Raw genomic sequence first — 21,000 nt, 5'->3', positions numbered from 1 at the left:
CGATGGCCGCCCGCGCGCGCGTCGGCGTCCTGGCCCTCCAGGGCGACGTCCGCGAGCACGTCCGGGTGCTCGGCCGCCTCGGCGCGGACGTCGTACCTGTCCGCAGGCCCGAGGAGCTGCGCGACGTGCACGGGCTCGTCCTGCCCGGTGGCGAGTCGAGCGTCATCGACAAGCTCGCCCGCGCGTTCGGGATGAGGCAGCCGCTGCGGGAGGCGATCGCCGCGGGCATGCCGGTCTACGGCACCTGCGCGGGCCTCATCCTGCTCGCGGACCGGATCACCGACGGCATCGAGGGACAGCAGACCCTCGGAGGGCTGGACGTGACGGTGCGCCGGAACGCCTTCGGCACGCAGGTCGACTCATTCGAGGCGGAGCTCGATGTGCCGCTCTTCGGCGACCCGCCCGTGCACGCTGCCTTCATCCGTGCCCCGCTGGTGATCGACGCGGGTGAGACGGTCGAGCCCCTCGCCGTGCTGCCGGACGGCGGCATCGTCGCCGTCCGGCAGGGCGCGCTGCTCGGCACCGCCTTCCACCCGGAGATCACCGGGGAGCACCGCTTCCACGAGCTGTTCCTGGAGAGCGTGCGGGCCGCGTGACCCGGTGCGGTGCTCAGCCGAGGATCGCGCGCACGAGACGCGTGATCGCGGCGAGCGTGCGCTCGATGTCGTCCTGGTCGGTGGCCCACGACGACATCGAGCAGCGCAGCACCGCGCGCCCCCGCCATTCGGCGCCGGTCAGTGCGGCCGTGCCGTCGGCGAGCACGGCCCGGCCGAGTTCCCGCGTCGCTTCATCGTCCTCGAGGCGGAACATCAGCTGCGTGTACGGCACCTCCCCGATGACGCTCACCCCGGGGATCCGGCGGAGGCCCGCCGCCATCGCCTGCGCGTGGGTGTGCAGTCGCTCCACCAGTTCGGCGGTCCCGCTGCGTCCCAGGCTCCGCAGCGCCGCCCACACCGGGACACCGCGCGCCCGGCGGGAGAGCTCGGGCCCGCGGTCCCACGGGTCGTCCGTGGAGTACATCAGGTAGTCCCCGCCGGTGCGGAACATGGCCACCGAGTCCTCCGGCCGCCGCACGATGGCCATGCCGCAGTCGTAGGGCACGTTGAGCGTCTTGTGCGCGTCCGTCGTCCAGGAGTCGGCTCCCTCCGCCCCTGCCACCAGATGGCGTAGGCGGTCGGATGCGGCCGCCCACAGGCCGAAGGCGCCGTCGACGTGGACCCAGGCACCGTGTTCGCGGGCGAGCGGGATCAGCTCGGCGAACGGATCGAACGCCCCGGAATGCACCTCGCCGGCCTGCAGGCACACCACGGCGAGCCCGCGCTCGACGCCCGCCAGCACCCCCGCCAGCGACTCCGGCCGCATCCGTCCCTCCTCGTCCGAGGCGACCGCGACGATCTCGTCGCTGCCGATCCCGAGGAAGCGGGCGGCGCGATCCACCGAGCCGTGGCGGTCGGCGCCCACCACGACGGTGATCGGCGGCGCACCGGACGTGCCCTGCCGGTTGAGGTCCCAGCCGCGTCGCTCCAGCAGCGCACGCCGGGCGACGGCCAGGCAGACGAAGTTGGACATCTGCGCGCCCGTCACGAAGCCCACCGATGCGGTCTCCGGCAGATGCAGGAGATCGAGGATCCATCGACCCGCCACGCGCTCGAGGGCGACGGCTGCCGTCGTCATGCTGCTGGAGCCGGCGTTCTGATCCCAGGCGGAGACGAGCCAGTCCGCGGCGAGGGCTGCGGGCAGCGTCCCCCCGATGACGTAACCGAAGAACCTGCCGCCGGGGATCGCCACGAGTCCGGGCTCGGCATCCGCGGCCATGCGCAGCACCAGTTCCGCGGCATCCTCGCCGGAAGCCGGCAGCGGACCCCCGAACACCTCCGTCATCTCGTCCAGCGAGGCGCTGGGCCAGACCGGCCGGTCGGCGAGCGAATCGAGGAACCTGGACGCGGCTCGGTGCGCGGCATCGAGCGCACGGGAGCGCTCATCCATGGCATGAGTGTCCCACCGGGAAGGGGGCACGACAACCGCATCACGCGCGGTGCGTGCTCTCACATAAACTGAACCGCGATCAATCGAGGAGGCAGTGCCGATGTCCGGTCATTCCAAGTGGGCCACCACCAAGCACAAGAAGGCCGTGATCGATGCGCGCCGCGCGAAGTCCTTCGCGAAGCTGATCAAGAACATCGAGGTCGCCGCGAAGATGGGCGGCGCCGACATGGCCGGCAACCCGACCCTGTTCGACGCGGTGCAGAAGGCCAAGAAGACCTCGGTGCCCAACGACAACATCGACCGCGCCATCAAGCGCGGCGCGGGCATCGGCGGGGAAGCCGTCGAGTACACGTCGATCATGTACGAGGCCTACGGGCCCAACGGCGTGGCACTCATGGTCGAGTGTCTGACCGACAACAAGAACCGTGCCGCCGCGGAGGTGCGCACCGCGCTGAGCCGCAACGGTGCGACGCTGGCCGATCCGGGGAGCGTCGCCTACAACTTCACCCGCAAGGGCGTCATCGTGGTGTCGGGCGAGAGCGCGAGCGAGGACGACGTCATGATGGCCGCCCTCGAGGCCGGCGCGGAAGAGATCGAGCCGCACGCGCAGGGATACGAGGTCATCACCGAGGCCTCCGACCTCGTCGCGGTGCGCAGCGCCCTGCAGGATGCCGGTCTCGACTACGAGTCGGCCGATGTGGAGTTCGTGCCCAACCTGAAGGTGGAGATCGACGCGGACACCGCTCGGAAGGTGTTCCGGATCATCGACGCGCTCGAGGACAGCGACGACGTGCAGAACGTCTTCAGCAACTTCGATCTGACGCCCGAGGTGCAGGCGGAACTCGAAGCCGACGAGTGAGCCACTCCGCGCGTCTGCGCGGTCGGGATGGACGGCGCACGTAGCCTGGACGGGATGTCTCCCGTGCTGCGCGTGATGGGCGTCGACCCCGGGCTGACCCGCTGCGGAGTCGGCGTCGTCGACGTCGCGCGCGACCGGAGCGCGCGGATCGTCCACGTCGGTGTCGTACGCTCGGCCGCCGATCTCCCGGCCTCGGAGCGGCTGCTCATCATCGCCGAGGGACTGCGCGAGGTCGTCCGCGAATTCGGCCCCGCCGCCATCGCGGTCGAGCGCGTCTTCGCCCAGCAGAACCTGAGCACCGTGATGGGCACCGCACAGGCCAGCGGCGTCGCTCTCCTGATCGCGGCCGAGAACGGCATCCCGGCTGCCACCCACACGCCCAGCGAGGTCAAGGCCGCCATCACCGGCTACGGCTCGGCCGAGAAGCTGCAGGTGCAGACCATGGTGGCCCGCGTCCTCCGGCTCGATGCGCTGCCGCAGCCGGCGGATGCGGCGGACGCCCTCGCTCTGGCCCTGTGCCATGCCTGGCGCGGGGGGCCGCAGCCCGCGCTCGGGGGAGAGGCCGACGAGATGACGCCGGCGCAGCGGGCGTGGCGCAACGCCGAGCGGAGCACGCGACGTTGAGCGTGTCGATCGAACATACCTCCGAACCCGATTAGGGTTGAGGGCATGATCGCATCGCTTCGCGGCACCGTCGTCCACCTCGGCCCTGACTCCGTCGTGATCGAGGTCGGGGGAGTCGGCTACGCCGTCTCGGTGACGCCGGACGTGAGCCGGGGCGCCCACCTCGGTGACGAACTGATGCTGCACACGCACCTGCTGGTGCGCGAGGACGCCATGTCCCTCGTCGGGTTCCCGACCCGGGAGGAGCTCGCCGTCTTCGGGAGTCTGATCGCGGTCTCCGGTGTCGGCCCGAAGTCCGCACTCGGCGTTCTCGCCGAGATGAGCATCGACCAGATCGCCCAGGCCGTCGCCGACGAGGCCGACGCGCCGTTCCGGAAGGTCTCCGGCATCGGGCCGAAGACCGCCAAGCTCATCGTCGTGCAGCTCGCCGGGAAGCTCGCGCCGCCGACCGCTGCGTCTCGTCCGGGGGGCACTGCGACCCCCGATCTGTCCGCGCAGGTGGCGCAGGCCCTCGTGGGTCTCGGCTGGTCCGAGCGCGTCGCGCTCGAGACCGCGGCCGAGGTCGTGAGCGGGGCCGGCCAGGACGAACGCACCGTCGCCGTCCTGCTCCGCCGTGCCCTCGCCGAACTCGGCCCGGCTCGGGCGGAGGCGCTCCATGGATGACCTGCGCGACGCGGGGACGCCCGCGGACGATTCCGAGCTCGCGATCGAAGGCGCGCTCCGGCCCACCTCGCTGGCCGAGTTCGTCGGTCAGCAGAAGGTGCGCGCCCAGCTCCAGCTGCTCCTCGACGCCGCACGGATCCAGCAGCGTCCGCCGGACCACATCCTCCTCTCCGGTCCTCCCGGTCTCGGCAAGACGACACTGGCGATGATCGTGGCGCACGAGAGCGGCCGCGCCCTGCGCATCTCGAGCGGACCCGCGATCCAGCACGCCGGTGACCTCGCCGCACTCCTGTCCTCGCTCACCCCCGGCGAGGTGCTCTTCATCGACGAGATCCACCGGATGGCGCGCTCTGCCGAGGAGATGCTGTACCTCGCCATGGAGGACTTCCGGATCGACATCATGGTGGGCAAGGGCGCGGGGGCGACCAGCATCCCGCTGGATCTCGCGCCGTTCACGCTGGTGGGCGCGACGACGCGCTCGGGTCTGCTGCCGAACCCGCTGCGGGACAGGTTCGGCTTCACCGCCCACCTCGAGTACTACGAACCGGAGGAGCTGGAGCGCGTGATCGCGCGGTCCGCCCTGATGATTGGCGTCGGGCTGCCGGGACCCGCCCGCGACGAGATCTCGCGGCGCTCCCGGGGAACGCCCCGCATCGCCAACCGTCTCCTGCGCCGGGTGCGCGACTATCTCCTGGTGCACGCCGATCAGACGGCGGGGGACCTGGCCGCGGTGGATGCCGCGCTCGAGCTGTACGACGTGGACCGGATCGGACTCGACCGGCTCGACCGCGCGGTGCTGGACGTGCTGATCCGCCGCTTCCGCGGAGGTCCGGTGGGACTCGGCACGCTCTCCGTGGCAGTGGGGGAGGAGGCGGACACGATCGAGTCCGTCGTGGAGCCCTACCTTGTCCGGATCGGCTTCATGGGACGCACCCCGCGCGGGCGCATCGCGACGCCCGAGGCCTACGCCCACCTGGGAGTGCCGCATCCGACCGGGGCGCTCCCCCTGAATGACCTATAATCGGCGGAGGCTTTCGCCGCATCTCATCTCATCAGTGCCGCACCAGCGTGCGCTGCGCCTGAAAGGCTCTGACCGCCCCATGGATTTCGCGAACTTCTTCGCCAACTACGGCCTCATCTTCCTCCTGCTCATCCTCCTCGTCTTCATGTTCTGGAGCTCCCGTCGCCGGATGCAGAAGGCGAAGGCCGAGCAGGAGCAGAAGTCCCGCCAGACCGTCCCGGGTGCCGAGGTGCTCCTGCAGGGCGGCCTGTACGGCACGATCGTCGCCTACGACGGCGAGAACCTCGACCAGCCGGCACTCGTGGAGATCGCCCCCGGCGTGCAGATCAAGGTGCACAGCCAGGCCATCCTCCGTGTCGTCGACCCGGTGGAGGGCGCCGTCTCCGAGGACGAGTTCCTCGAGGCCGAGGCCAGCGAGGCCGAGTACGCCTCGGGTGTACTGGACGGCGACATCACCTCGATCAGCGACGACCACAAGTTCTCCGCGCACCCCGACGAGAACGACGCCGACAAGAAGAACAAGCCCGAGGCCTGAGAACCCCTCCCTCGAGAAAGCTGACCGTTCGTGGCGACACCCACCCCTGTTAGGCATGCCTGGAAGGCCCTGATCGGGCTCCTGGCCATCACCGCCGTGCTCTTCGGCGTGAATGCGCTCGGCGTCTACGTCTTCGAGCGCAGCTCGTGGTCTCCCGAGCTCGCGCTCGATCTGCAGGGCGGGACGCAGATCATCCTCGAGGCGCAGACCGCCGACGGCAGCGCACCCAGCGCGGAGCAGATGGATCAGGCCGTCACGATCATGCGTCAGCGCATCGACGCGACGGGTGTGGGCGAGGCCGACGTCACGACCGAGGGCGGCAAGAACATCGTCGTCCAGATCCCGGGCGAGGCGGACGAGGAGACGCGGCAGCGGATCCAGGCCTCCGCGCAGCTGCAGTTGCGCGCCGTGCTGTTCGTCTCGGGCGAGGTCAGCGGCGCGTTCATCGGCGAGGACGGGACGGCGACGCCCTACCCGACCGCCGATCCGGGACTCGAGTCGACGCCCACCGCCTCACCGACGAGCGGCAGCGACGTCAGCTGGATCACCCCGAAGCTGCAGGCCGAGTTCCAGGCCTACAACTGCGCGGACCCGACGAACGACCCGGCCAACGCCCCGGCCGACCAGCCGGTGATCGCCTGCGACGCGACGGGCACCGCGAAGTACATCCTCGGCCCGGTCGAGCTCGACGGCGACTCCATCTCCGACGCGAGCGCCGGTATGGTGCAGACCTCCGGCGCCTGGGCGGTCAACATCGTCTTCAACAACAAGGGCACGGACGCGTTCACCCAGGTGAGCCAGCGCCTGTACCCGCTGTCCACGCCCCTGAACCAGTTCGCGTTCGTCCTGGACGGCGACGTGCTCTCGGCACCGTCGATGAACGCGATCATCACCGACGGCAAGCCCCAGATCACCGGCTCCTTCACGCAGGAGAGCGCTCAGGTCCTCGCCGATCAGCTGAAGTACGGCGCACTGCCGCTCAGCTTCACGGTGCAGAGCTCCGACACGATCTCGGCCACGCTCGGCTCGCAGCAGCTGATGATCGGCCTCGTCGCCGGTCTCATCGGTCTCGTGCTCGTCGCCGTGTACTCGCTCATCGTCTACCGGGCCCTCGGTGGCGTGATCATCGCGTCCCTGGTCGTGATGGGCGTACTGACCTACATCGCGCTGTGCATCCTCGCCTGGCGCATGGGCTTCCGCCTGTCGCTGGCCGGTGTCGCCGGCGTGATCGTCTCCATCGGTTTCACCGCGGACTCGTTCATCGTCTACTTCGAACGCATCCGCGACGAGCTGCGCGACGGCAAGTCGATCACCTCCGCCGTCGAGGACGGCTGGAGCCGCGCCAAGCGCACGATCTACATCTCCAAGTCGATCAACATCCTCGCCGCGGTGGTGCTCTACATCCTCGCGGACGCGACGGTGAAGGGCTTCGCGTTCACGCTGGGGCTCACCACCGTGATCGACATCGTCATCTTCATCCTCTTCACGCACCCGGTCATGCAGCTGCTGGCACGCACGAAGTTCTTCGGTTCCGGTCATCCCCTCTCCGGCATGGACCCGAAGGCACTCGGCGCCGTCTACCGCGGGCGCGCGCAGTTCCGCGCCCCGGTGGCCACCACCGGTCGAGCGGCCCGCTCACGGGCTGAGGCGGAGCGTCGACAGACGATCGCCGAACGCAAGCGCGCCGCGCTGGATGCGGGTACGGATTCCACCTCCGAGCGCGACAGCGCCTCGGTCGACGCGAAGGCAGGACGCGACTGATGCGCTCCATGGGCCAGCTCGGCAACGACCTGTACACCGGGAAGACCTCCTTCCCGTTCATCCCGCGCCGGCGGTTGTGGTTCATCATCGCGGCGCTGCTCGTGATCGGTTCCGCGCTGGTGCCGCTCGTGCGTCCGGTGCAGTTCTCGATCGAGTTCACCGGGGGATCCCAGTTCACCGTGACCGGCGTCTCCTCGCCGGACCAGTCGCTGGCCACCGTTGCGGTGGAATCGGTCGTCCCCGATGCCACCACCAAGGTCGCCACCGTGGGGGAGAGCGCCGTCCGGGTGCAGACGGATCAGATGACCCCCGAGGAGACCCAGGCGGTGTCCGCGGCCCTCGCGGAGACCTACGGTGTGGACTCGACGGAGGTCACCTCCTCGTTCATCGGACCGGCGTGGGGTGCGGACGTCACCCGGCAATCCCTGTGGGGGCTGGCGATCTTCCTCGCGCTCACCTTCCTGATCCTGGCGCTGTACTTCCGCACCTGGAAGATGTCCGCCGCCGCGATCGTCGGCGTTGTGGATGTGCTCATCATCACCGTCGGCGTCTACGCGCTCTGCGGGTTCCCCATCTCGCCGGCAGCCGTGATCGGCTTCCTCACGATCCTGTCCTACTCGCTCTACGACACGACCGTCGTGTTCGACAAGATCAGGGAGAACACCCGGGACGACGGGGAGATCTCCGCGCGGACGTTCGGTGAGTCGGTGAACCTCGCCGTGAACCAGACGCTGATCCGCTCGATCAACACGACCGTCGTGGCGATCCTGCCCACCGGGGCGATCCTCTTCATCGGCGCCTTCTGGCTCGGTGCGCAGACGCTGACCGACATCTCGCTGTCGATCTTCGTCGGCACGATCGTCGCCGCGTACTCGACCGTCTTCGTGGCCGCACCCCTTTATGCGTTCTTCCGGGAGCGGGAGCCGAAGATCCTCGCCAGCGACCAGCGGGTGCTCGAGGCGCGCGAGCGCGCGGGGGCGCCGGTCTGAGCGGCAACCGGGCGGCGGGGACACGCGTAGACTGAAGAGATTCTGCGAAGGGCGGTGATCGAGGCATGGCGGAGACCGTTTCCACGGGCGCGCAGAGCTCGTCACTGCGCCGGTTGATCCCGCGCATCTTCTCCCGGGCGGCGCGCCGCGACGACGTCGACAAGCTCGTACGGACGGTGCGGACCCACCACCCCAAGGGCGACCTCGCGATCATCGAGCGCGCCTATGCCGTCGCCGACAAGGCCCACTCCGGGCAGAAGCGGCAGAGCGGCGAGCCCTACATCACGCATCCGCTCGCGGTCGCGCAGATCCTCGCAGACCTGGGGCTCGGCCCCAAAGCGGTCGCCGCTGCGCTGCTGCACGACACGGTGGAGGACACCGGCTACGAGCTCGACGCGTTGCGCGCGGAGTTCGGCGACGAGGTCGCCATGCTCGTCGACGGGGTCACGAAGCTCGACAAGGTCAAGTACGGCGAGAGCGCTCAGGCGGAGACGGTCCGGAAGATGATCGTGGCGATGTCCCGCGACATCCGCGTGCTCGTCATCAAGCTGGCCGATCGGCTGCACAACGCGCGCACGTGGGGCTTCGTGCCCCCCGAGAAGGCGGCGAAGAAGGCGACGGAGACCCTCGAGATCTATGCGCCGCTGGCGCATCGCCTCGGTATCCAGGCGATCAAGTCCGAGCTGGAGGACCTCTCCTTCGCCGTCCTGCACCCCAAGCTGTACGTCGAGATCGACAGTCTGGTGAAGCAGCGAACGCCTCAGCGCGAGCAGTACCTCCAGAACGTCATCGACGCGGTCGAGGAGGACCTGCGAGAACTCCGCATCCGTGGGCGCATCGCGGGACGACCGAAGCAGCTCTACTCCGTGTACCAGAAGATGGTCGTGCGCGGACGCGAGTTCGACGACATCTACGACCTCATCGGCATCCGCGTGATCGTCTCGACGGTCCGCGACTGCTACGCCGTGCTCGGCGCACTCCACGCCCGCTGGACACCGTTGCCCGGTCGGTTCAAGGACTACATCGCGACCCCGAAGTTCAACCTGTACCAGTCGCTGCACACGACGGTGATCGGCCCCGGCGGTCGAACCGTCGAGATCCAGATCCGCACCAACGAGATGCACCAGCAGGCCGAGTTCGGCGTCGCGGCGCACTGGAAGTACAAGGAGCGGATGTCGGGCGGGAAGTCCGACCCGCGCGCGGTCGACGCCGACATGGCATGGCTGGCGCACATCTCGGACTGGCAGGCCGAGACGGCCGACCCCGGCGAGTTCCTGGACTCGCTGCGCTTCGAGATCGGCGCGAAAGAGGTCTACGTCTTCACGCCCAAGGGGCGGGTCATCGGTCTCCCGGCCGGGGCGACCCCGGTCGATTTCGCCTACGCCGTGCACACCGAGATCGGCCACCGCACGATGGGTGCCAAGGTCAACGGGCGCCTCATCCCGCTGGAGTCGGAGCTGCACTCCGGCGACGTCGTCGAGGTCTTCACCTCCAAGAACCCGGATGCCGGCCCGAGCCAGGACTGGCTCGGCTTCGTCAAGAGCACGCGGGCCCGCAACAAGATCCGCGGCTGGTTCACGAAGGAACGCCGCGAGGAGGCCATCGAGCAGGGCCGCGAGTCGATCGCCCGCGCGATGCGACGGCAGAACCTGCCGCTGCAGCGCCTGATGAGCCAGGACACGTTCACCCAGGTCGCCCAGAACCTGCGGTACGAGGACGTGTCCGCGCTCTACGCGGCGGTGGGCGAGGGGCACGTGTCCACCCAGTCGGTGCTGGAGAAGGTCACCGCGCTCGTCGCCGACCAGGACACCACGACCGGCCCCATCGACATCCCGCACATCGGCCGCAGCCGGGTGCCCAGGGACGGCGACTCCGGTGTGCTGGTGCGCGGCGCCCCCGACATCCTCGTCAAGCTGGCGAAGTGCTGCACGCCCGTTCCCGGTGACGAGATCATCGGCTTCGTCACCCGCGGCAGCGGTGTGTCCGTGCACCGCAAGGACTGCACCAACGTGAATTCGCTGATGGACGATCCGGACCGGATGATCGAGGTCGAGTGGGCCCCGACGTCCAAGAGCGTCTTCCTCGTGCAGATCCAGGTCGAGGCGCTGGACCGCTCCGGCCTGCTCAGCGACGTGACGCGGGTGCTCAGCGAGCACCACGTGAACATCCTCTCCGCCACCGTGTCGACCTCCAACGACCGGCTCGCCCTCAGCAAGTTCGTGTTCGAGATGGGCGACACGGTGCACCTGGACCGTGTCCTGAACGCGGTGCGCCGGATCGACGCGGTGTACGACGTGTACCGGGTCACGTCCTCCTGAGCAGTTCACCGAGCAGCCGGCGGGCCGCGCGTTTGTGCGGGACGCGGCCCGATCCGTCGATCCAGCGGACACCGGCGGGGAGCGCGGCGGGTGCACGTGCCGCCCACTCCCGCAGCACCTCGACGGCGTCGGGCGTGCCCTTGCGGGCCAGATCCGCGACGGTCCGCTCCGGCGTCGTCACCGCGACGCCGCCGATGCGCACGAGGTCCGCGGCGGGAACGCGCGGGTCCCGGTAGACGAACCGGCGGCCGATGGGCTCGTGCAGGCGCCGTTCCGTCGCACGCTGCAGGGTGTGACGCGCGGGCGGCTCGTCGCGGGCGCCGTGGATCCAGGCCGCGCTCTCCAGGACCGCGGCGAGGTCCAGGCCCGCCAGGGATCCGAGGGAGGCCGCACGCAGCGCCGTCGTCTCCACCGTGTCCGCAGGAACGTACCCCTCACCGAGCCCGACGAGATGGCCGTCCAGGCAAGCCGCGGTGAGTTCGGCTGGACTGAGACGTTCGCCGGGGAAGTAGAGGAACACCGAGGACATGGCCTCAGTGTGCCGCCCGCTTCCCCTGCACGGAGACGGCGGGCGGCTCCTGTGGAAAGGAGCCGCCCGCCGTCTCGCGGGGAGGGTCGGTCGTCAGCTTCCGATCGCGCGGAGCCAGGCCTTCCGAGCCTCCAGGGCGTCCCGGGCCTCCTGCGTCGCCTTGGCGTCGCCGGTCTTCTCGGCCGCGGCCAGCTCGGCCTCGAGCTTCTCGATCGCGTCGGTGAGCTGTCGCGTCATGTCGTTGGCACGCGCGGTCGTCTCCGGGTCGTTGCGCTTCCACTCCGCATCCTCACGGGTGCGGACGGACTGCTCGACCTTGCGCAGTTCGTCGTCGAGGGTCCGCTCCTTGTCGCGGGGGAAGATCCGGCCGATCTCGTCCCATTCGCGCTGGATGGCGGTGAGCTGCTGGCGGGCCGAGGCGAGGTCCTTGACGTCGACGATGGGGCGAGCGCGTTCCAGCAGGGCGCGCTTGGCCTCGATGCGGTCCTTGGACTCCTCCGCCTCGACGGACTCCCGCTCGATGCGCGCGCCGTAGAGCGCGTCGCCGGCCGCCTTGAACCGCGCCCACAGGGCGTCGTCCACCTTCTTGCCGGCCCGGCCACTGGCCTTCCACTCGTCGAGGAGGCCCCGGTACGCGGGGATGCCCTCCTCGCCACGGGGTGCGAGGGCCTCGGCGCGCTCCACGAGCCGGGTCTTCGCCTCCTTGGCGTGCTTGTGCGTCTCGTCGAGCTCCGCGTAGAACGCGCGGCGGTGCCGCTCCACCGTGCTGCGCGCGTCGCGGAAGCGCGACCACAACTGCTGCGAGACGGTCTTCGGCAGACGGGGCCCGTTCTGCTGGTGGGCCTGCCACTGGTCGAACAGCTCGGTGAGCTCCGCGGAGACCTGCTTCCATTGCACCGTCTTGGGATCACGCGCGGCAATGGCTTCGGCGCGCTCGACGAGGCCGGTGCGCTCCACGATCGCGGCGTCCACGGCTTCCTTGGCGGCCTGCGCTTCGGCTGCGGAGGCACCCTCGAGCGCGGACAGCAGGGTCGCCAGGCGGCGCTCGAGTGCGGCCAGATCGCCGACGGCGGCGGCGTCCTTCACCTTCCCCTGCAGGGTCTGCGCGGTCTGCCGGAGGTCGGATGCCGAGGCACCGCCACGGCGGTGCCGCACCTCGAGCAGGGTGATCTCGTTGGCGAGATCGGAGTACTTCCGGGTGAAGTAGGCGAGCGCCTCGTCGGCGGAGCCGTCGGGGAACTGCCCGACCTCTCGCCATTCGGAGCCCTCACGGACCGAGACGGTGCCGTCGGCGTCGACGCGACCCCAGGGCTCGTCGGACGTCGGGACGGCGGTCTCGTCGGGAGTGGATTCTGTCGGGGCAGTCACGGGGCACCTCAAGCGGCTCGCATCGGCAGGCGGGTAGTCGCCCTCAGCCTAGTACGGGCATCCCCGGCGCCACACGGCGACGTGCCGGACCGGTCCGGAGTCGGGGCGCGTCGTTTTCGGCCGGGGGCGTCTACTCGACCGGCGAGGTGGGCTCCACCGGTGCCAGCGGGCCGGCCGGGGGAGTCGTGGACGTCGACGGGGCCGGGGACGGAGCGGGTGTGCCGGGGCCCATCGTGAAGTAGGCGACCTGGCCGCCGATCACCGCGAGGATCAGGAAACCGCCGACGACGCCGGCGAGGACGTTGTCGCGGGTGCGGCGCCGCGCCACGGAACGGTGGAAGTCCCTCCGGGCCTGGTAGAGGCGCGCACGTTCCCGTTCCTGCGCCGACCCACGCCCTCTGCCGTTCCTGCCCGAAGCCACGTCGTCTCCCGTCCCGACCCGGGGACCCGGGTCGGGAAAACCATACGCAGGACGCCAGGGCGCGGACAAACCCGGGGTGCGACCCGGGCCGGGGCGTCGGTGACGGCGACTACCCTGGACGGATGGCAGGACAGGCGTTGTTCCAGGGTGCGACGCCCCTCGCCGTACGTATGCGCCCGGTCTCGCTCGACGAGGTGGCCGGTCAGCGCCACCTGCTGCGCCCGGGGTCGCCGCTCGTGGCCCTCGCGGACCCCCAGCGCCAGACCACCGGCTCGGTGTCGGTCATCCTGTGGGGACCACCCGGCACGGGGAAGACGACCCTCGCCCAGGCGATAGCGAGGTCCTCGGGGCGACGCTTCGTGGAACTCTCCGCGATCACCGCCGGGGTCAAGGACGTACGCGAGGTGATGCAGGAGGCCCTCACCCAGCGGGACCTGTACGGCCAGTCCACCATCCTGTTCATGGACGAGATCCATCGGTTCACGAAGGCGCAGCAGGACGCCCTGCTCCCGGGGGTCGAGAACGGATGGGTCGTCCTGATCGCCGCGACCACGGAGAACCCGTCGTTCTCGGTCATCTCGCCGCTCCTGTCGCGCTCTCTGCTGCTCACGCTGGAACCGCTCGACGACGAGGACCTGGGGCTGCTCGTCGACCGCGCCGTCGCCGACCCGCGGGGGTTCGACGGCGGGGTGGTCCTCGCGGCGGACGCCAGGGCTGCGCTGATCCAGATGGCCTCCGGCGACGCGCGCCGCGCGCTGACCGCTCTGGAAGCGGCCGCGGCCATGGTCGCGGAACCCGCGCTGGGCGAGTCGGGGGAGATCACCGCGGAGATCGTGGGTCAGGCCGTCGACCGGGCGCTGCTGCGCTACGACCGGCAGGGCGACGAGCACTACGACGTCATCAGCGCCTTCATCAAGTCGATCCGCGGCAGCGATGTCGACGCGGCGATCCACTACCTCGCGCGGATGATCGAGGCAGGGGAGGATCCCCGGTTCATCGCGCGGCGCCTCGTGATCTCGGCTGCGGAGGACATCGGCCTGGCCGACCCGCAGGCGCTCCAGATCGCCGTCGCCGCGGCCGACGCGGTGCAGTTCATCGGGATGCCGGAAGGTCGCATCCCGCTCGCCGAAGCGACCGCCTACCTCGCGTCGACGGCCAAGTCGAACGCGGCCTATCTCGCGATCGACCGGGCCATCGCCGATGTCCGCAAGGGCGGCTTCGGGCGGGTGCCGAGCCACCTCCGGGACGCCCACTACGCCGGCGCGAAGAAGCTCGGGCACGGCAAGGGGTACCGCTACCCGCACGACAGCGATGTCGGCGTGGTTCGGCAGCAGTATCTGCCGGACCCGCTCGTCGGACGCCGCTATTACGAACCCACGACGCACGGCAACGAACGCGACGTGTCCGCGCGGCTCGAGCGCATCCGGAAGATCATCGACGGCCAGAACTGACCTTCAGCTGCCGATACGGCAGGTCTGTTAGGCTTAATCGGCTCGAAACCGTGTTTTCGGGCATCTCCTCCTTCCATCAACTGCTCCGATGCGCCCCGGCGTGCGCCCGGAGCGGGGAATCGGGAGATACGTCCGTGAGTCGTGAAAGGCACGGCCACGTCATCGAAAGGATCACTTCGTGACCACGAAGTCCCAGGACCGCCGTAAGGTCCGCCTCTCGCGGGCCCTCGGCATCCCGCTGACCCCCAAGGCCGCCCGCTACCTGGAGAAGCGTCCCTACGCGCCCGGTGAGCACGGTCGTACCAAGCGCAAGGCCGACAGCGACTACGCCGTTCGCCTCCGTGAGAAGCAGCGTCTGCGCGAGCAGTACGGCATCCGCGAGAAGCAGCTGCGTATCGCGTTCAACGAGGCGCGTCGTACCGACGGCCTGACCGGTGAGAACCTGGTCGAGCTGCTCGAGATGCGTCTGGACGCGCTCGTCGTGCGCGCCGGCTTCGCCCGCACCACCGCGCAGGCCCGCCAGTTCGTGGTGCACCGCCACATCCTGGTGGACGGCCAGATCGTGGACCGCCCGTCGTTCCGCGTGAAGCCCGGCCAGCTCATCCACGTCAAGGCCCGCAGTGAGGGCACCGAGCCCTTCCAGGTCGCAGCCGCCGGCGGTCACGCCGACGTCCTGCCCCCGGTTCCGGGCTACCTCGAGGTGGACCTCGACAAGCTGCAGGCGCGCCTCCTGCGTCGCCCGAAGCGTGCCGAGGTCCCCGTGACCTGCGACGTCCAGCTCGTCGTCGAGTACTACGCGGCTCGCTGATCTGCGTCACGAAGGGCGTCGGGGTTTCCCGGCGCCCTTCGTCGTCCGCGCCGTCCCAGACGGCGTTTCCGCCTACGATGGAGAAGGCCGCGCGGCATGCGGCCCCGGTGAGGAAGAGGTCTCGGTGAAGAGTTTCGTATGGTTCGTGCTCGGCACGGCGGCCGGTTTCGTGCTCGCCCACCTCGTGAACAAGGACCCCCGAGGGCACGAGGTCCTCGCCGAGATCGACGCCCGCATCACCGAGTTCACCGACCGCATGGGCGACGCCTACCGCACCGAGCAGGCTCGACTGGCCGATCCCGACGGCCTCGCCGCTCCCACCGCGTCGAACGACTGACCACACCCTGTACCACCCGTGCGACCCGGGGCGCTCCGCTCCCGCGCGCTCATCCCGAGGGACCCACTCCATGAAGACCGCTGAGATCGCCGCACGATACCTCGCATATTTCGAGAAGAACGATCACGTCATCGTCCCTTCCGCGTCCCTCGTCAGCGACGACCCGACGCTGCTGTTCACCGTGGCCGGCATGGTGCCGTTCGTCCCCTACCTCAACGGCACGGTTCCGCCGCCCTTCCCTCGTGCCGCCGACGTGCAGAAGTGCATCCGGACGAACGACATCGAGGAGGTCGGTCACACCGCCCGCCACGGCACGTTCTTCCAGATGCTCGGGAACTGGTCCTTCGGCGACTACTTCAAGGAAGGCGCGATCGCCTACGCCTGGGAGCTGCTGACGGCCTCCGAGGCGGACGGCGGCCTCGGGTTCGACGAGAAGGACCTCTGGGTCACCGTCTACGAGACCGATGACGAGGCGGCCGCCCTGTGGCAGCGCATCGCCGGTCTGCCGGCCGAGCGCATCCAGCGCCTCGGCAAGGAGGACAACTACTGGTCCACCGGGCAGCCCGGTCCCGCCGGTCCCTGTTCGGAGATCTACTTCGACCGCGGTCCGAAGTACGGCCGGGACGGCGGTCCCGCGGTGGACGACTCGCGGTTCACCGAGATCTGGAACCTCGTGTTCATGCAGGACGCCATCGCGAACGTCCGCTCCAAGACGGACTTCGACATCGTCGGAGAGCTGCCCAACAAGAACATCGACACCGGCATGGGGCTCGAGCGCGTCGCCTTCATCAAGCAGGGCGTCGACAACATGTACGAGACCGACCAGGTCCGTCCCGTCCTGGACCGCGCCGTGGCGCTGTCCGGTCGTCCTTACGGCGCCGAGCACGAGGACGACATCCGCTATCGGGTGATCGCCGATCACGTCCGCTCCTCGCTGATGCTGCTCTCGGACGGCGTGACGCCCTCCAACGAGGGTCGCGGCTACATCCTGCGTCGCCTGATGCGGCGCGCGGTGCGCGCCATGCGCCTGCTCGGCGTGGACGGCCCCACCTTCCCGGAGCTGTTCGCGGCGTCCCGGGACGCGATGGCCGCGGCCTACCCGGTGGTCTCCGATGACTGGACGCGGATCTCGCAGTACGCCTTCGCCGAGGAGGAGACGTTCCTGCGCACCCTCGCATCCGGCTCCACCATCCTCGACCTCTCGATCGCGCAGACCAAGGAGTCCGGGGGCACCTCGCTCGCGGGCACCGAGGCCTTCCTGCTGCACGACACGTACGGGTTCCCGATCGATCTCACGCTCGAAGTGGCCGAGGAGGCCGGGCTGACCGTCGACCGCGCAGCGTTCGACACCCTGATGCAGGAGCAGCGTTCACGCGCCAAGGCGGATGCGAAGAACCGTCGCCGCGCCATCGCCGACCACAGCGTCTACCGGGACTACCGCGCCAAGGGCGAGACGATCTTCACCGGCTACACCGACCTGGAGACCGAGTCGACCGTCCTCGGCATCCTGATCGACGGGCTCCCGTCGGATCGGGTGCGCACCGGTCAGGTCGCCGAGATCATCCTCGCCGAGACCGCGCTGTACGCCGAGTCCGGCGGTCAGGTCGCGGACAAGGGCGCCATCATCGGCGCGGGCTTCGAGGCGGACGTCCTCGACGTCCAGAAGCCGGTTCCCGGACTGGTCAGCCACACGGTCGAGGTGACCGTCGGCGAGATCGGCGTGGGGGACCCGGCGACCTCGGTCGTCGACGCCGCCAACCGTCGCGCCGCACGTCAGGCCCACTCCGCGACCCACCTCGTCCACGCGGCGCTGCGCGACACGCTCGGCAAGAGCGCGACGCAGGCGGGTTCACTCAACCGGGCCGGGTACATGCGCTTCGACTTCACGTGGGGGCAGGCGCTCTCACCCGAGACGCGCACCGAGATCGAGGAGATCGCCAACAACGCGGTGCGGGACAACCTCGAGGTCACCACCCGGGTGCTGGCCCTCGACGAGGCCAAGGAACTCGGCGCCATGGCGCTGTTCGGTGAGAAGTACGGGGACACCGTGCGCATGGTCGACATCGGCGGCCCGTGGTCGCGCGAGCTCTGTGCCGGCACGCACGTGTCCGCGAGCGCCGAGATCGGGCTGATCAACCTGGTCGGCGAGTCCTCCGTGGGTGCCGGCGGACGCCGTGTCGAAGCCCTCGTGGGTCTGGACGCGTTCCGGGACCTCGCGGCCGAACGCGCGATCGTGTCCCAGCTGTCCTCCGCCCTCAAGGTGCCCCGCGATCAGCTGCCCGCGCGCATCGCGGACCTGGCGGCGAGCCTGAAGGCCGCGGAGAAGAAGATCGCCGCCTTCGAGACGCAGGCCCTCGCCGGACGCGCGCCGCAGCTCGTGGCCGACGCCCGCCGCAGCGGCGACGTGACCGTGGTGGCCGAGTCTCTCGGCAACGCCTCGAGCGCGGACGACGTGCGCTCCCTGGCGCTGCAGGTACGGGACCGTCTCGGTGCCGGGGCCGCGGTCGTCGCGCTCGGGGCCGTCGTGAAGGAGCGTCCGCTGGTGATCGTGGCGACCAACCCCGCCGCGCGGGAGTCGGGGGTCAAGGCCGGTGTCCTGGCCAAGGCCGCGGCATCCGCGCTCGGCGGCGGCGGTGGCGGGCGCGACGACGTCGCGCAGGGCGGTGGCACGGATGCCGCGGCGCTGCCCGCGGCGCTCCAGGCGGTCGTGTCGGCCCTGGAGTCGGCTCGCGCGTGACCGGTTTCCGGCGCGGAGCGCGCCTCGGTGTCGATGTCGGCCGGGCTCGGGTGGGTGTCGCCCGTTCGGACCCGGACGGCCTGCTCGCCACGCCGGTGGAGACCGTGCCCCGGGACGACGCGTCCGTCGCCCGGGTCGTGGAGCTCGCCGCGGAGTACTCCGCGGTGGAGATCCTCGTCGGTCTGCCCCTGAACCTCCGCGGCGAGGACACCGCGTCCACCGTCGACGCGCGGGAGTTCGCGTCCGCGGTGGCGGGGCGGACCGGGACGCCCGTGCGCCTGGTCGATGAGCGGTTGAGCACAGTGTCCGCACATGCGGCACTCAGGCAATCCGGACGGTCCCAGAAGTCCTCGCGTGGCATAGTGGATCAGGTCGCTGCCGTCATCCTGTTGCAGAACGCCCTCGACGTCGAGAAGCGGACAGGGAGCGCGCCCGGAACACCCGTACACCCGGACGAGGAGCCCGACTGATGTCCGAGAACACCCCGCCGTCCCGGCGCGCCGCTCGCGAAGCGGCACAGGGGGCCGATGCGGGGCGCCCCGCCGAGGCCGCACCCGCGAAGCGTCCGGAGCCGATCGGCACGCAAAAGCCCGCAACGCCCGGCTCGCTGGACGACCTGTTCACCGGCGCAGCGACGACCGACGTGCTCGGATCGCCGCCCCCCAAGCCGGACAAGCGCCGTCGGCGCCGGGGCGGCTGGATCGCGCTGGGAGTGGTGCTCGTGCTGCTCGGCGGTCTCGCCGCGGGCGGCGCCTGGGCGTGGGACACCTACGAGCCCAAGATCCGTGACCTGATGGGCTGGTCCGAGCCGAAGGAGTACGAGGAAGGTCTCGCGACGGGGGAGGCCCTGGTCACCATCAGCTCCGGCGACACCGGCGGGCGGATCTCCCAGTCGCTGTTCGATGCCGGGGTCACCAAGTCCCCGGACGCGTTCTACGACATGCTCGTCGCGACGAAGCAGAATCCGACCTTCTACCCGGGGGTGTACCGCCTCCAGCACAAGATGACCTCCGCAGCGGCGCTGGTCGCCCTGCAGGACCCGGCCAACAAGCTCGACGATTCCGCACTCGTGCGGGAGGGGCTCACCGTCGAGCAGACGCTGCCGCTGCTCTCCGAGGGCCTCGGTATCCCGCTCGAGGACTTCCAGGCGGCCGTGACCGATCCCTCCGTCTACGGGGTGTCGGCCGACTCGCTGGAAGGATGGCTCTTCCCGGCCATGTACTCCTTCGACCCGGGAGCGACCGCGACCCAGGTCGTGCAGACGATGGTCGACCGCGCCGTCCAGTCGTTGGATGCCGCCGGGGTCCCGGTCGAGGAGCGTCAGCGGATCCTCACGATCGCCTCCATCATCCAGCGCGAAGCGCGCACGACGGAGGACTTCTACAAGGTCTCGCGCGTCATCGCCAACCGGCTCGATCCCGGCAACCAGGAGACCTTCGGCCTGCTGCAGATGGACTCGACCGCCCAGTACGGGTACGGCGAGATGCACGACGGCACCGTCAGCTCGTCCGGCGCTGCGCTCCAGGACGACAACCCCTGGAACACCTACGTCCACGCGGGACTGCCGAAGGGGCCGATCGCGAACCCCGGCGACACCGCCATCGCCGCCGCCATGGCGCCGGCCGAGGGCCCTTGGCTCTACTTCGTCACGGTCAACCTGGACACGGGGGAGACGGTGTTCACCTCCACCGGGCGCGAGCACGAGGAAGCCGTCGAGCAGTGGCGCTCCTGGTGCCGGGAGAACCCGGACTCCGGATGCTGACGACCCGTCGTCTCGCCGTCTGGGGCGACCCGATCGAGCACAGCCGATCCCCGCGACTGCACACCGCCGCGTACAGGGTGCTGGGGTTCGACTGGACCTACGATCGCCGCCGGGTCGACGAGGCGGGTTTCCCCGCCGCGCTGGATTCGCTCGGTCCGAGCTGGCTCGGGCTCTCCCTCACCATGCCGCTGAAGGGCGTCGCCTATCGACACGCCGTGCGCCGTGACCGGCACGCCCAGCTGACCGGCGCGGTGAACACCTACCTGCTCGGACCGCACGGACCGCACGGGTTCAACACGGACGTCGGCGGTATCGTCGGTGCGTTGACGGAGACCGGCCACCTGGGCGTGACGAGTGCCCGCATCGTCGGCACGGGGGCCACCGCGACCTCCGCCCTCGTGGCCCTGCACGAGCTCGGCGTCCGCGACGTGGACGTGGCGGCCCGTCGCCCGGACGCCGCGCACCGGCTCGCCGTCCTCGGTGAACAACTCGGAGTGCGGGTCACCGCCTCGGCGCTGGCCACAGGAGGGCATCGCGCCGTTCCGCTCACGATCGCCACACTGCCCGGCGACGCGGATCTCCCCGAGGCGGTCACCGATGGCCTCGCGACCGCGGGCGGCACCCTGTTCGACGTCGTGTACGGCACGTGGCCGACGGTGCTCGGCGCGGCGTGGGAGCGCGCGGGGCTCCCCGCGGCATCCGGCCTCGGAATGCTGCTCCATCAGGCCATCCGTCAGATCCGGGTCTTCGCCAACGGGGACCCGGATGCGCCTCTCCCGGACGAGGCGGGCGTCCTGGCCGTCATGCGCCGCGAGGTCATGGGAGACTAGA

Annotated in this window: 20 protein-coding genes; 16 read left to right on the top strand and 4 right to left on the bottom strand. The window is 70.1% G+C overall.

The window, feature by feature from the left end; translation table 11 throughout:
* Window positions 1-2: 2 nt before the first annotated feature.
* On the top strand, window positions 3-596 hold the full coding sequence (pdxT, locus tag F6J84_RS08025; RefSeq protein WP_150972843.1) for a pyridoxal 5'-phosphate synthase glutaminase subunit PdxT: 594 nt from the start codon (window positions 3-5) through the stop codon (window positions 594-596).
* A 13-nt stretch (window positions 597-609) separates the two neighbouring features.
* Here the strand turns inward: pdxT and F6J84_RS08020 are convergent, their stop codons facing one another.
* Entirely contained in the window at window positions 610-1,986 is a 1,377-nt protein-coding gene (locus F6J84_RS08020) for a pyridoxal phosphate-dependent decarboxylase family protein (RefSeq protein WP_150972841.1), read from the bottom strand.
* Between the two features lie 100 nt (window positions 1,987-2,086).
* Between F6J84_RS08020 and F6J84_RS08015 the strand changes: the two genes are divergently transcribed.
* The 8 genes from F6J84_RS08015 to F6J84_RS07980 all read left to right on the top strand — a co-directional run bounded on the left by F6J84_RS08015 (window position 2,087) and on the right by F6J84_RS07980 (window position 10,756).
* Window positions 2,087-2,845: a YebC/PmpR family DNA-binding transcriptional regulator gene (locus F6J84_RS08015; RefSeq protein ID WP_150972839.1), complete on the top strand. Its 759-nt coding sequence runs from the start codon at window positions 2,087-2,089 to the stop codon at window positions 2,843-2,845.
* A 54-nt stretch (window positions 2,846-2,899) separates the two neighbouring features.
* Window positions 2,900-3,469, top strand: coding sequence for a crossover junction endodeoxyribonuclease RuvC (gene ruvC / locus F6J84_RS08010; RefSeq protein ID WP_150972837.1), 570 nt, complete (start codon window positions 2,900-2,902; stop codon window positions 3,467-3,469).
* A gap of 45 nt (window positions 3,470-3,514) precedes the next feature.
* A complete protein-coding gene (ruvA, locus tag F6J84_RS08005; protein WP_150972835.1) occupies window positions 3,515-4,132 on the top strand; it encodes a Holliday junction branch migration protein RuvA in 618 nt (205 codons plus the stop codon).
* Window positions 4,125-5,153, top strand: a complete 1,029-nt coding sequence (gene ruvB / locus F6J84_RS08000) for a Holliday junction branch migration DNA helicase RuvB (protein ID WP_150972833.1) — start codon at window positions 4,125-4,127, stop codon at window positions 5,151-5,153. The genes ruvA and ruvB overlap by 8 nt, the downstream gene beginning before the upstream one ends.
* 79 nt (window positions 5,154-5,232) lie before the next feature.
* Window positions 5,233-5,688 carry a preprotein translocase subunit YajC gene (locus F6J84_RS07995; protein WP_150972831.1) on the top strand — a complete coding sequence of 152 codons (456 nt, stop codon included), beginning with the start codon at window positions 5,233-5,235 and terminating at the stop codon, window positions 5,686-5,688.
* Window positions 5,689-5,718: 30 nt separating this feature from the next.
* Window positions 5,719-7,449 (top strand): protein translocase subunit SecD, encoded by a 1,731-nt coding sequence (gene secD / locus F6J84_RS07990; protein WP_150972830.1) that lies wholly within the window; start codon window positions 5,719-5,721, stop codon window positions 7,447-7,449.
* Window positions 7,449-8,438: a protein translocase subunit SecF gene (secF, locus tag F6J84_RS07985; protein WP_150972827.1), complete on the top strand. Its 990-nt coding sequence runs from the start codon at window positions 7,449-7,451 to the stop codon at window positions 8,436-8,438. The genes secD and secF overlap by 1 nt, the downstream gene beginning before the upstream one ends.
* Before the next feature lie 65 nt (window positions 8,439-8,503).
* The gene (locus tag F6J84_RS07980; protein ID WP_150972825.1) at window positions 8,504-10,756 is read left to right on the top strand and encodes a RelA/SpoT family protein; all 2,253 of its coding nucleotides are present in this window, start codon (window positions 8,504-8,506) and stop codon (window positions 10,754-10,756) included.
* Here the strand turns inward: F6J84_RS07980 and F6J84_RS07975 are convergent.
* From F6J84_RS07975 to F6J84_RS07965, 3 genes are all read right to left on the bottom strand, one after another.
* The gene (locus F6J84_RS07975) at window positions 10,743-11,285 is read right to left on the bottom strand and encodes a type IV toxin-antitoxin system AbiEi family antitoxin (protein WP_150972823.1); all 543 of its coding nucleotides are present in this window, start codon (window positions 11,283-11,285) and stop codon (window positions 10,743-10,745) included. The two genes, F6J84_RS07980 and F6J84_RS07975, sit on opposite strands and share 14 nt — an antisense overlap.
* A gap of 93 nt (window positions 11,286-11,378) precedes the next feature.
* Window positions 11,379-12,653, bottom strand: coding sequence for a DUF349 domain-containing protein (locus F6J84_RS07970; RefSeq protein WP_150972821.1), 1,275 nt, complete (start codon window positions 12,651-12,653; stop codon window positions 11,379-11,381).
* A 130-nt stretch (window positions 12,654-12,783) separates the two neighbouring features.
* Window positions 12,784-13,074 carry a flagellar basal body-associated FliL family protein gene (locus tag F6J84_RS07965; protein ID WP_150972819.1) on the bottom strand — a complete coding sequence of 97 codons (291 nt, stop codon included), beginning with the start codon at window positions 13,072-13,074 and terminating at the stop codon, window positions 12,784-12,786.
* Window positions 13,075-13,196: 122 nt separating this feature from the next.
* On the opposite strand from F6J84_RS07965, the gene F6J84_RS07960 reads away from it, so the two are divergent.
* The 7 genes from F6J84_RS07960 to F6J84_RS07930 all read left to right on the top strand — a co-directional run bounded on the left by F6J84_RS07960 (window position 13,197) and on the right by F6J84_RS07930 (window position 20,999).
* Complete coding sequence (locus F6J84_RS07960) at window positions 13,197-14,525, top strand: replication-associated recombination protein A (RefSeq protein WP_150972817.1); 1,329 nt, start codon at window positions 13,197-13,199, stop codon at window positions 14,523-14,525.
* Window positions 14,526-14,703: 178 nt separating this feature from the next.
* A complete protein-coding gene (rpsD, locus tag F6J84_RS07955) occupies window positions 14,704-15,333 on the top strand; it encodes a 30S ribosomal protein S4 (protein WP_150972815.1) in 630 nt (209 codons plus the stop codon).
* A 124-nt stretch (window positions 15,334-15,457) separates the two neighbouring features.
* Entirely contained in the window at window positions 15,458-15,670 is a 213-nt protein-coding gene (locus tag F6J84_RS07950) for a hypothetical protein (protein ID WP_150972813.1), read from the top strand.
* Between the two features lie 70 nt (window positions 15,671-15,740).
* Complete coding sequence (alaS, locus tag F6J84_RS07945) at window positions 15,741-18,407, top strand: alanine--tRNA ligase (protein WP_150972811.1); 2,667 nt, start codon at window positions 15,741-15,743, stop codon at window positions 18,405-18,407.
* Window positions 18,404-18,877, top strand: coding sequence for a Holliday junction resolvase RuvX (ruvX, locus tag F6J84_RS07940; protein WP_150972809.1), 474 nt, complete (start codon window positions 18,404-18,406; stop codon window positions 18,875-18,877). Before alaS ends, ruvX begins: the two co-directional genes overlap by 4 nt.
* Entirely contained in the window at window positions 18,877-20,169 is a 1,293-nt protein-coding gene (gene mltG, locus F6J84_RS07935; RefSeq protein ID WP_150972808.1) for an endolytic transglycosylase MltG, read from the top strand. Before ruvX ends, mltG begins: the two co-directional genes overlap by 1 nt.
* Window positions 20,163-20,999: a shikimate dehydrogenase family protein gene (locus F6J84_RS07930; protein ID WP_150972806.1), complete on the top strand. Its 837-nt coding sequence runs from the start codon at window positions 20,163-20,165 to the stop codon at window positions 20,997-20,999. The genes mltG and F6J84_RS07930 overlap by 7 nt, the downstream gene beginning before the upstream one ends.
* The last annotated feature ends 1 nt before the right edge of the window (window position 21,000 follow it).

Origin of the sequence: Microbacterium caowuchunii (assembly GCF_008727755.1) — a bacterium.
GTDB lineage: Bacteria > Actinomycetota > Actinomycetes > Actinomycetales > Microbacteriaceae > Microbacterium > Microbacterium caowuchunii.
Note: the sequence above shows the minus strand (reverse complement) of the source record. Positions and strands in the feature narration are given on the sequence as shown.